10 protein-coding genes are annotated in these 11,325 nt (G+C 32.5%); all 10 read left to right on the top strand.

The window, feature by feature from the left end; genetic code table 11:
- On the top strand, positions 1-173 hold a 173-nt coding region (locus tag KSU54_RS05455), incomplete at its 5' end, for an alpha/beta-type small acid-soluble spore protein (RefSeq protein WP_217746587.1).
- Positions 174-296: 123 nt separating this feature from the next.
- Positions 297-518, top strand: coding sequence for an alpha/beta-type small acid-soluble spore protein (locus KSU54_RS05450; protein ID WP_003538205.1), 222 nt, complete (start codon positions 297-299; stop codon positions 516-518).
- 180 nt (positions 519-698) lie between these two features.
- Positions 699-1,895, top strand: a complete 1,197-nt coding sequence (locus KSU54_RS05445; RefSeq protein ID WP_003538206.1) for an acetate/propionate family kinase — start codon at positions 699-701, stop codon at positions 1,893-1,895.
- Positions 1,896-1,979: 84 nt separating this feature from the next.
- On the top strand, positions 1,980-2,915 hold the full coding sequence (locus KSU54_RS05440; RefSeq protein ID WP_022007747.1) for a DHH family phosphoesterase: 936 nt from the start codon (positions 1,980-1,982) through the stop codon (positions 2,913-2,915).
- Positions 2,908-4,572: a hypothetical protein gene (locus KSU54_RS05435; RefSeq protein ID WP_003538208.1), complete on the top strand. Its 1,665-nt coding sequence runs from the start codon at positions 2,908-2,910 to the stop codon at positions 4,570-4,572. Before KSU54_RS05440 ends, KSU54_RS05435 begins: the two co-directional genes overlap by 8 nt.
- Before the next feature lie 152 nt (positions 4,573-4,724).
- Positions 4,725-5,396: a response regulator transcription factor gene (locus KSU54_RS05430; protein WP_003538209.1), complete on the top strand. Its 672-nt coding sequence runs from the start codon at positions 4,725-4,727 to the stop codon at positions 5,394-5,396.
- Positions 5,393-6,784 carry a HAMP domain-containing sensor histidine kinase gene (locus KSU54_RS05425; RefSeq protein WP_003538210.1) on the top strand — a complete coding sequence of 464 codons (1,392 nt, stop codon included), beginning with the start codon at positions 5,393-5,395 and terminating at the stop codon, positions 6,782-6,784. Before KSU54_RS05430 ends, KSU54_RS05425 begins: the two co-directional genes overlap by 4 nt.
- Before the next feature lie 12 nt (positions 6,785-6,796).
- A complete protein-coding gene (locus tag KSU54_RS05420) occupies positions 6,797-7,369 on the top strand; it encodes a xanthine phosphoribosyltransferase (RefSeq protein ID WP_008791764.1) in 573 nt (190 codons plus the stop codon).
- A 16-nt stretch (positions 7,370-7,385) separates the two neighbouring features.
- Positions 7,386-10,331, top strand: a complete 2,946-nt coding sequence (locus tag KSU54_RS05415; protein WP_029479984.1) for a chromosome segregation protein SMC — start codon at positions 7,386-7,388, stop codon at positions 10,329-10,331.
- Between the two features lie 10 nt (positions 10,332-10,341).
- A complete protein-coding gene (ftsY, locus tag KSU54_RS05410) occupies positions 10,342-11,325 on the top strand; it encodes a signal recognition particle-docking protein FtsY (protein WP_003538213.1) in 984 nt (327 codons plus the stop codon).

Below are 11,325 nucleotides of genomic sequence, written 5' to 3'. Positions count from 1 at the left end.
AAAATGCAATCGATCAAATGAAGTATGAGATTGCTAACGAATTTGGCGTTAATTTAGGTCCTGATACAACTGCTCGTGATAACGGTTCAGTAGGTGGCGAAATCACAAAACGATTAGTCGCTATGGGTCAAGCACAAATGAGCTCATCAAACAAATACAATCAATCTAAATAATTATTTTTAAAACCCTAGTTAGCTAGGGTTTTTATCTTTAAAAAATAAATTTAAATTTTTTTATTAAAAATGTATATTTTAAAACAAATGACACAAAATATTACTGTCAGGAGGTGAAAATATATGTCACAAAATAACTCTAGTAGAAACAAATTAGTTGTCCCTGGAGCTCAAAATGCAATCGATCAAATGAAGTATGAGATTGCTAACGAATTTGGCGTTAATTTAGGTCCTGATACAACTGCTCGTGCGAATGGTTCAGTAGGTGGCGAAATCACAAAAAGATTAGTCGAAATGGGTCAATCACAAATGAGTTCATCTAATAACTACAATCAATCTAAATAATTATTTTTAAGACCCTAGTTCAATCTAGGGTTTTAAAATATTCTTAAATATAAAACAAATTTATTCGATAATTCCAATAAATACTTTAATAAATGGTGAAAGTGCTTTCAAAATATATTGAGTTTAGTGTTGAATTTAGGTACAATTAATATATGACATGAAGAAATAGGAGGAATTATAATGGTTAAAGTAATGGCAATCAATGCTGGTAGTTCATCTTTAAAATTCCAGTTGATCAATATGCCTAGTGAAGAAGTAATTACATCAGGGTTAGTCGAAAGAATTGGACTAGACCAAGGTAACTTCGAAATGAAATATAATGGTGAAAAATTTATTAAAGAGTGTCCAATTAAAGACCATAGTGTTGCAGTACAATTATTATTAGATGCTTTAGTTGATCACCATGTTGTTGAAAGTTTAGGTGAAATCGAAGCTTGTGGACATCGAGTTGTCCACGGTGGCGAATATTATAACGACGCGGTTAAAGTCGACGAGGAAGTTGTTGCTCGCGTAGAAGAATTAGCTGAATTAGCGCCACTTCACAATCCAGCACATATTGTTGGATATAATGCATTTAAAGCAGCTTTACCAGAGGTTGAACATGTTTTTGTATTTGATACTGCATTTCATCAAACTCTTGACCGGGAAAGATATTTATATCCTTTACCATATGAATACTACACAGATTTAAAAGTTCGCAAATATGGTGCCCATGGAACAAGTCATAAATATGTATCTCAAGTTGCCATTGATATGTTAGGAAATCCCAAACATTCGCGAGTAATTGTTTGTCATTTAGGAAATGGTGCAAGCATTTCAGCAGTTCAGGATGGTATATGTATTGATACTTCAATGGGATTTACACCACTGGCAGGAGTAATGATGGGAACACGCTGTGGTGATGTTGATCCATCTATTATGCCGTATTTATGTAAAAAATTAAATAAAACACCTGATGAAATTTTAGATATCTATAATAAGAAATCAGGAATGTTAGGAATTTCTGGAATTTCTTCAGATTCCCGTGATATTGAAAATGCATTATTTAAGAACGGTGATGAACGTGCACTTCTTACAGGTTTGTTATATGCACGAATCGTTTCAAAATATATTGGAAGTTATTTTGTTGAAATGGGTGGTGTTGATGCTATTGCCTTTACTGCTGGAGTTGGAGAAAATGCTTCTTATCTTCGTCGTTTGATCATTGATAATGTTTCACGTGCGTTAGGCGTTTTCTTAAATGAAGAAGAAAATGAACGTCGTAGTAAAGAAAATCGTCTAATTTCCCATCAATATTCTAAAGTTGATGTTTATGTAATCCCTACTAACGAGGAAGTAATGATTGCTCGTGATACTGTAAGAATTTTAGGTTTATAAGCTCTGATCAATAATCAGAGCTTTTCTATTTATAAATTTGGGTAAATATGGTATAGTCATCTTATTAAATAGAGGAGTTTTATAATGGAAGAAAAAATAATTGCTAAAATTGAAGAATATGATTATATTGCTATTTACCGTCATGTAAATCCAGATTTTGATGCTTTTGGCAGCCAATTGGGAATGTACGATATGATTAAAGCTACTTATCCAGATAAAAAGGTTTTTTTATGTGGTGATTTCAGTTCGGAATTAGTGAAAAAATATACAGTAGTTTTTGAACATCAAGAAGTTGATTATACTAAAGATATTTTAGGAATTGTTCTTGATACTGCTAATATTGAAAGAATTGATGATCAAAGATATCAACTTTGTAAAGAAATTATTAAAATTGATCATCATTTGGTCGTAGATAGTTATGGCACTTTAAATTACGAAGATAGTAGTGCTAGTTCAGCTAGCCAATTAGTTGGAACAATTTTTAAAGATACGGCTATGAAAATTACTAAAAGTGGTGCAGAAGCTTTGTATTTGGGAATTGTTGGAGATACAGCGCGGTTTATGTATCGAAATACTGATGAACGGACTTTTGCAGTAGCTGAAGCTTTGGTTCAAGAAGGAATTGATATTGTTGAAATCTATAATCGAATTTATATGAAGAAGGCTAAGGATTTACAAATTAATAAATTTATTTTAAATAATCATCAGTTTGATGGTGGTGTTGCTTATTATGTTTTAAGTGATGCAGATTTAAAAATGTTAGAAATTAGTCGTGAAAGAGGTTCGGATTTTGTTAATTTATTATCTGGTGTAGAAGAATATAAAATTTGGATGGCTCTAACTGAAAATGTCGCTGATCATAATTGGCGTGTTAGTTTACGTTCACGTGATTACGCAGTCAATAAGGTGGCTGAAAAATATAATGGTGGTGGTCATATACTGGCAAGTGGCGCAAAGTTAGCTTCATTAGAACAGCTTGGTCAACTGCTTCAAGATTTAAAGGAGATAATCAATGAATAAATTTACTGACATATTTGCAAATTTTATTGAGGGTTTTTCATTTAGACAAGGTTCTCAAGATGTAAAACAAGTAAAAAAAGGTGCCTTTTTAAAGGCGTTTACAATAACTTTAATAATTGGATTGATTGGTGAATATGCTTTTTTGATCCCATTGAATCTTCGTTCACCACAATTTATAATTTATTTTTGTATATTATTATTAATATTTAATGGACTATATTTTATGTTAAGTCAAAGATTTAGTAAGATCACCAAATATAGTCTCATTGTGATTGGAATATTAATTGCATATGTGGCCATTGGGACATTTGTTAGTTCGCCTATCTTTAATGCAGGAAGTTATCAAAAACAATTAAAGTTAGATAAGAAAGCAGACTTCTATGCTGACAATAAAACTATTTCCTATCAATCGATTCCAGTGGTGGATCGAGATAGTGCGATTAAATTAGGTGATCGTAAAATGGGACAGATGGTTGATTATGTATCCCAATTTGAGGTTGATGAGTCGTATGAACAAATAAATTATCAAGATACGCCATATCGTGTGACACCATTAGAATATAGTGACTTGATCAAATGGTTTACTAACCGTAGTGATGGACTGCCCGCATATATCCGAGTAAATATGGTGACGCAAGAATCTGAAGTAGTTAAATTAAAAGAAGGAATGAAATATTCTAAATCAGAACATTTTGGACGTAAAATTGAACGTCATTTGCGCGCTAATTATCCAACTTTAATGTTTGATACATTGGCTTTTGAAATTGATGAAAAGGGGAATCCTTATTGGATTGCACCAGTATATAATTATAAAATCGGTTTATTTGGTGGAAAAGATATAACTGGAGCTGTATTAGTTAATGCAATAAATGGTGATCATGAATATTATGATATTGATAAAGTACCAGAATGGGTTGACCGTGCTTATCCAGCAGAACTGGTTTTAAGTCAATTAGAAAATTATGGTAAATATACAAATGGGTATTTTAATACTTTATTTTCGCAAAAAGGAGTATTACAGCCAACCTCTGGTTACAATTATGTAGCAATCAATGATGATGTCTATTTATATACTGGTTTAACATCGGTATCTAATGATGCTTCTAACGTTGGGTTTGCTATGATTAATTTGCGGACTAAAGATGGAAAGTATTATAATATTTCTGGAGCTGAAGAATATTCTGCAATGTCTTCGGCGGAAGGTCAAGTTCAAAACTTGAAATATACGGCAACTTTTCCGATTTTGATCAATGCGGGAGGGCAGCCAACATATTTCTTATCTTTAAAAGATGATGCTAAACTTGTTAAAAAGTATGCTTTTGTTAGTGTTGAAAATTATCAAATCGTGGCTACCGGTGACAGTGTTGCTCAAGCTGAACAAGCATATTATGCTTTATTAGAAGCTAATGGTAAAAAAACTGACTCAAGTGAATATAAGACTAATGAGTTGACTGGAGCGATTACTGCAATTAATGAAGCTGTCGTTGATGGTAACAGTACTTATTACTTTAAACTTGAAGGTAGTGATACGATTTTCATCGGAGATATCAGTTTATCTAATCAATTCCCATTAGCAAAAGTTGGTGATGTTGTAACCATTGAATATGTTAATAGTAAAGACAATAGCGAGGTAATTACTTCAATTAAATTTGGTTAGTCTTTAATAGAACAAGAAGCTATAACTTATATATAGGTTATGGCTTTTTTATATTTATTATCATCTCTTTAAACTCAAGCTATTTTGCTTTTGTAACTATATATTTAGTTAATAAAATGTGTTATAATCTTACAGTGAATTGAGGTGTAAAGATGAAAGCAAAAGTACTAGTAGTTGATGATGAAAAAGATATTAGGGAATTAATTAATTTTTATTTGAATAAAGAAGGATTTGAAGTTCTGGAAGCTAGCAATGGTGAAGAGGCTTTAGAAATATTCGAAAATGAATATATTGATTTAGGAATCATTGATGTCATGATGCCAGTTATGGATGGTTTTGAACTAGTAGAAAATCTAAAGGAATTTAAAGATGTTCCAGTAATTATGTTAACAGCGAAAGGTGAAAGTAAAGATAAACTTCGCGGTTTTTCTGTTGGTGCTGATGACTATGTAGTTAAGCCATTTGATCCAACTGAATTAATGGCACGAGTGCGAGCAGTTTTAAAAAGATATAGTGTTAATACATCAAATATAATCAAATTAAATGAAGTTGAGTTTGATGGCGATAAATATGAGATACGTTATCAGAGCGAAATCATTCATTTACCGTTAAAACAATTTGAATTAGTTTTTGAGTTAGCAAAGCATCCAGATCAGATTTTTAGTCGTGAACAGTTGATTGAAAAAATTTGGGGAATGGACTATGATGGCTTTGATCGTACTGTAGATGTTCACATTAAGCGAATTAGAGAAAATCTAGGACACTTACCAGGATTTAAAGTTGTAACGGTGAGAGGACTTGGATACAAGGTTGAAGTCGAATGATGAAATCTATTTATGGCAAGCTGATTTGCGGTTTTTTAATAACTATCGCATTTAGTTTTTCGGTTGCTGGATATGTAGCTTTACGTAATAATTATGATCAAATTGAAGATATGGCTAAGAGTGAGTTGAGTGCAACAAGTGAATATGTTGTAGGTATTTTAAATAGCCTTGATGATGCTAATATTAACGATATTATGAATAAATACGCAATTAGCTCAGAGGTTTATATAACGTTGTATTCACCAGAATTGGACTATTATACATATGGTGAAAACAAAGGATATTTTCCTAGTCGCGAGACAATGATTCAATATTATCATGATGAAAACAAAAACGGGCGTTTCGATGAGCGCAAAAGTGTGCAAACCTATGGCAGCAAGGCAAAAATCAATGGTTCTGATGTATATATATTTATTCAAAAGGATACTAGTTATGAAAAAGGAATTTTTGCTAATTCTGCTGTTTTGATTTTGGGTTGTGTCTTTTTATCAGGAAATCTAGTTTTTTTAGCGATTGCTGATATTATTGTTAAACCAATAACGAGATTAACTAACGCCACTAAAGAATTATCAAAAGGAAATTATAGTGTTCGTGTTAATTATGTGGGTGATGATGAAATTTCTCGATTGAATCAGGGATTTAATCAAATGGCACAGCAGTTAGCGAAACAAGAAGAAACAAGACAAAAGTTCATTTCTGATATTTCGCACGAATTTCAAACTCCATTGACTGCAATTCAAGGCTTTGCCAATATTTTAAAAGAGGAAGATCTTCCTAAAGAGCAGCGTCAAAAGTATGCTGATATAATCTTATTTCATTCAAAAAGGTTATCGACTCTTTCTAAGAATATGCTGCAGCTGACGTTGTTGGAACGAGAAGAGGTTGAGTTAGAATTTACAACATATTCAATTGTTGAGCAATTATCTCGGGTTATTTCTACTCAAGAAAACCAAGCAATTTTAAAGGATATAGAAATTCAATTTGAAAAACCGCGCAAAGATATTATGGTTTATGGCGATGAACAACGATTGGAACAAGTTTGGATCAATCTTATTTCAAATGCAATCAAATATACTGGTGAAGGTGGTCTTATTACAGTAACTGTTAAAAAGGCTTCTCGTGAAGTTGAAGTATCAATTGAAGATACTGGATACGGAATGTCTAAAGAAGTTGTTTCACATATATTTGAACGTTTTTATCGTGAAGAAAAAGCCCGTTCTGTAGAAGGAAATGGACTAGGGTTATCAATTGTAAAAACAATTGTAGATTTACATCATGGAAATATAGATGTTATTTCCCAGGTTGATGTTGGCTCTACTTTTGTAGTAAAATTACCAAGCGAACGAAAAGTTTTTGATATTAAAGAAAAACTATCGTTTAATAAATAATCGGAGGAATTTATGGAATTACTTAAAGAGAGAATATTAAAAGACGGGATTGTAATTATGCCGGATATATTAAAAGTGGATAGTTTTTTGAATCATCAAATTGATCCTACTTTGTATCGACAAATAGCTCAAGAATTCAAAGCTCGTTTTAAAGACACAAAAATTACTAAAATCTTAACAATTGAAGCTTCGGGAATTGGGATTGCTTTAGCAACAGCTTTTGAATTTGATGATGCACCTGTTGTCTTTGCAAAGAAAGGGACTGCAAAAACAACAAGTACACATTATTATAGTTCTAAAGTACATTCATTTACTAAAGGAATTGATTATGATGCGATTGTCAGTAAAAAATATTTAGATAAAGATGATAATATCTTAATTATCGACGATTTTTTAGCTAATGGTCAAGCTGTATTAGGTTTAGTTGATATTGTTAAACAAGCAGGTGCAAATATTGCTGGTGTTGGAATTGTTGTTGAAAAAGGTTTTCAAACAGGTCGCCAATTAATTGAAGAAAAAGGCTATCGTGTGGAATCGTTAGCAGTAGTAGAAGCATTTAGGGATGGTGCGGTGATCCTGAAATAATGAGAGGAAGAAAGTAATGTATTTAAAAAGAATTGAATTACATGGTTTTAAATCATTTGCTGATAAAGTCAATGTAGAATTTCAACCTGGAATCACAGGAATCGTAGGTCCAAATGGTTGCGGGAAATCAAATATCTCTGATGCTGTACGTTGGGTTTTAGGAGAACAGTCAGTTAAATCGTTGCGTGGTGCAAATATGTCAGATGTTATTTTTGCTGGAAGCGAAGATCGTCGGGCGCAAAATTTAGCTGAAGTTACCTTAGTTTTCGATAACAGTGATCGTTTTATGAAATATGATTATAATGAAGTCGAGATTACACGGCGACTTTATCGTATGAATAATGAAGCGGAGTATTTAATCAATAAACAATCTTGTCGTTTAAAAGATATTATTGATTTGATTATGGATACAGGTCTAGGAAAGGATTCGTTATCAATTATTTCCCAAGGCAATATTTCTTCTTTTGCGGACAATAAACCAGAAGAACGTCGTGGTATTTTTGAAGATGCAGCAGGAGTTTCTAAATATAAAAAAAGAAAATTAGAATCGATTCGTAAATTAGAACGTACTAACGAAAATCTTGAACGAATTGGTGATATCGTAGTAGAACTAGAAAAACAGGTTGGTCCTCTTAAACGTCAAAAAGACAAAGCAGAGAAGTATTTAGCGTTGAAAGAAAAATTAACAGCTATAGAAGTTAATGTTTTAATAAATGAGATAACTGAAGCAAAAAAATCACTAGATGAATTGAGTAAGGTAATCAAGGACTTAAATGAGCGTCAAGCTTCTTTAGAGGCTGATATTTTGCTTAAAGAGAGCAGTAACGATGAAATAAAAAAGAAAATGTTTACTCTCGACCAAGAAATAAATGCTTTACAAAGTAAACTATTAGAGGCAGTATCAAATGTCTCGAAACTAGAGACTGCCAAAGTCGAAGTTGATCAAAAGCGAAAACATGCACTTGAGACCTTAAGTAAAGAAAATTTAAAAGAAAATATCGCTAATATGAAGGCGATTTTAAGTGATGTTGTTAATGAATATAATGATCGTGTGGAACGATTAGATAACACTCAAAAAGAGTTAACCACGATAATTGGACAACAAGAGGAGCGTAATAAAAAATTACTTTTATTAAAAAATGAAATTGATCAATTATCAAACAATATTAATAAAAATAAATCACGAAAAGAGATTTTAATAGATGCGATTGAAAATAAATCAAATTATCATCATGGCATTAAAACAGTTTTAAGTCTTGCTAAAAGTAATAAAAATATTATTGGTGTTTTAGGTGATTTAATTACAGCTGATGAAGGATATGAATTAGCGTTGTCGTCAGCTTTAGCAGGAGCAATAGAGTTTATTGTTACAACAGATGATTTAACTGCACGAGATGCAATTAAATTTTTACGTGATAATAAAGCGGGACGAGCTACTTTTTTACCAATCAGTGCTATGAAACCACGACATGTGCGTGAAGAACATTTAGTTGTTTGTCAAACCATGGAAGGATATTTAGGTTTGGCTAGTGATTTTGTAACATATGAAGATGAGATTGCTGCCGTTGTTTTAAATCAACTAGGGAATATTATTGTAGCTAAAGATATTGATAGTGCTAATGAAATCAGCAAAGCAACTTTTTCTCGGTACAAAGTCGTTTCTCTTGAAGGTGATGTTGTTAATGTTGGCGGTTCTTTGACGGGTGGAAGTTTTAATCGTCAAAAATCTTCAATAGTTCAAAAACGTGAACTTGAGCAGGTTGCTGTTACTCTTGAACAACAAGAAAAAGAACTTGGGCTTAAGCGTAATGAACATAATGGATTGGATAATGAAATCAAAGAAGTTTCACATGCTCTATTACAAAAGCAGATGGCATATGCTAAATTGGAAGTTGTTGTTCAAAGCAAGAAAGAAGAGTTGATCAAGGCAAAATCCGAGTATGAATCATTAGCTGATCAAAGTGTTGAATTAGAAGAATTTGCTAGTGGAAAAACAGAAAGTAAATTAGTTAATCAGTTAAATGAAGCGATTAAATATCGTGATAATTTAACTGAAGAAATTAAATCAAAACGTGAACTTAGAATGGCCTATGTTAATCAAAATGAAGCTTTAGATGTTGAATTGCGTGAATATCGTAATGATTTAAAAGAGGTTCAAAGTGAGGTTAATACTAGTGCTATTAATGCAACAAAATTAGAAGCAATGTTAAATAATCATTTAGCTAGATTAAATGATGAATATCGGATGACTTATGAGTATGCTGTCGAGCATTACCTTGATGAAATTGATATTGAACAAGCTAAATTAGAAGTATACGAATTAAGAACAAATATTAATCGTTTAGGAAACGTTAATGTTGATGCAATTGAAGAATATCAAATAATCAGTGAGCGTTATGAGAACATGAATACTCAGCGTATAGATTTGATTCAAGCCCAAGATAGTATCCTTGAAGCGATTAAAGAGATGGATGAAATTATGGTTGAGCGTTTTTCAGAAACGTTTGAGAAAATCAACGAAGAGTTCAATCATGTCTTTAGGAGTTTATTTGGTGGAGGAAAGGCTAGAATAAAGTATACTGATCCTACAAATATTCTTGAAACTGGAATCGATATTGATGTTCAGCCCCCAGGTAAAGCAGTCCAGAATATTACATTATTTTCAGGTGGGGAAAAGGCCTTGATCGCTATTTCATGTTTATTTGCAATTTTACGGGTACGGCCAATTCCGATGTGTATCTTAGATGAGGTTGAAGCTGCATTAGATATTGCAAATGTTGAACGTTTTGCTAAATATTTAAGAGAATTTTCGGGAACGACGCAATTTATTGTGGTTACCCATCGTGAAGGAACAATGGAAGAATGTGACCTTCTTTATGGAGCAACAATGCAACAAAAGGGAGTTACAAAGTTAGTTAGTGTCAAATTAGAAGAAGCAATAGATTTAACAGATCAAAGTTAGGAGGAATCGTATGGGATTTTTTAGTCAAATAAAAGAAAAATTCGTTGGTAAATCTGCTAAACAAAACGAAAAATATGTAGCTGGATTAGATCGGTCTAATAGTACTTTTTCAGATCGAATCAATGAACTTGCAGCTCGCTTTAGAGAAATCAATGATGAGTATTTTGAAGAATTGGAAAATATTTTGATTATGTCCGATGTTGGAGTTTCGATGGTAATGAAGATAGTTGAAGAAATTAAAAACGAGGTACGTTTGCAAAATATTACTGACCCAAAAGAGATTAATGAGATCATCGTTGATAAAATGTTCGTTATTTATGCAAATGATAGTGTCATGACAACTAAGATTAACTATGCTGAGGAAGGATTAACAGTAATTTTAATGGTTGGAGTAAACGGGGCTGGTAAGACTACAACAATTGGGAAATTAGCTAATCGTATCGTTAATGATGAAGGTAAGAAAGTAATGGTTGCAGCTGGAGATACTTTTAGAGCCGGAGCGATTGATCAGTTAGCAGTTTGGGCACAGCGTGTTGGTGTCGATATTGTTAAAGGTAAAGAGGGCGGTGATCCTTCAGCAGTGGTATTTGATGCTTTAAAACAGGCAAAAGAAAAAAATGTTGATGTTTTAATTTGTGATACTGCTGGTCGTCTTCAAAATAAGGTCAACTTAATGAATGAATTAGAAAAAATGAATCGTATTATTAAACGCGAAGTACCTGATGCACCGCATGAAACACTGTTAGTTATTGATGCAACAACTGGTCAAAATGGTGTTTCACAAGCTGTGGAATTTTCTAAGATCACTGATGTCTCAGGGTTAGTTCTAACCAAAATGGATGGAACTGCTAAGGGTGGGATTGTTCTTTCTATCAAAGATCAATTGAATATACCTGTAAAATTCATTGGTCTAGGAGAAAGTGTTGATGATTTACAAGAATTTGATTTAGACCAGTATATATATGGGTTATGCAAAAACCTAGTTGAGGAATAG

Source organism: Erysipelatoclostridium sp. MSK.23.31, from assembly GCF_019125875.1.
GTDB classification, from domain to species: domain Bacteria; phylum Bacillota_I; class Bacilli_A; order Erysipelotrichales; family Coprobacillaceae; genus Thomasclavelia; species Thomasclavelia ramosa.
Note: the sequence above shows the minus strand (reverse complement) of the source record. Positions and strands in the feature narration are given on the sequence as shown.

What these genes read in the sequence shown, in the direction of transcription:
- KSU54_RS05415 (WP_029479984.1), top strand. Translation starts at nt 7,386, where the DNA reads ATGTATTTAAAAAGAATTGAATTACATGGTTTTAAATCATTTGCTGAT.
- KSU54_RS05445 (WP_003538206.1), top strand. Translation starts at nt 699, where the DNA reads ATGGTTAAAGTAATGGCAATCAATGCTGGTAGTTCATCTTTAAAATTC.
- KSU54_RS05425 (WP_003538210.1), top strand. Translation starts at nt 5,393, where the DNA reads ATGATGAAATCTATTTATGGCAAGCTGATTTGCGGTTTTTTAATAACT.
- KSU54_RS05435 (WP_003538208.1), top strand. Translation starts at nt 2,908, where the DNA reads ATGAATAAATTTACTGACATATTTGCAAATTTTATTGAGGGTTTTTCA.
- KSU54_RS05450 (WP_003538205.1), top strand. Translation starts at nt 297, where the DNA reads ATGTCACAAAATAACTCTAGTAGAAACAAATTAGTTGTCCCTGGAGCT.
- KSU54_RS05440 (WP_022007747.1), top strand. Translation starts at nt 1,980, where the DNA reads ATGGAAGAAAAAATAATTGCTAAAATTGAAGAATATGATTATATTGCT.
- ftsY (WP_003538213.1), top strand. Translation starts at nt 10,342, where the DNA reads ATGGGATTTTTTAGTCAAATAAAAGAAAAATTCGTTGGTAAATCTGCT.
- KSU54_RS05420 (WP_008791764.1), top strand. Translation starts at nt 6,797, where the DNA reads ATGGAATTACTTAAAGAGAGAATATTAAAAGACGGGATTGTAATTATG.
- KSU54_RS05430 (WP_003538209.1), top strand. Translation starts at nt 4,725, where the DNA reads ATGAAAGCAAAAGTACTAGTAGTTGATGATGAAAAAGATATTAGGGAA.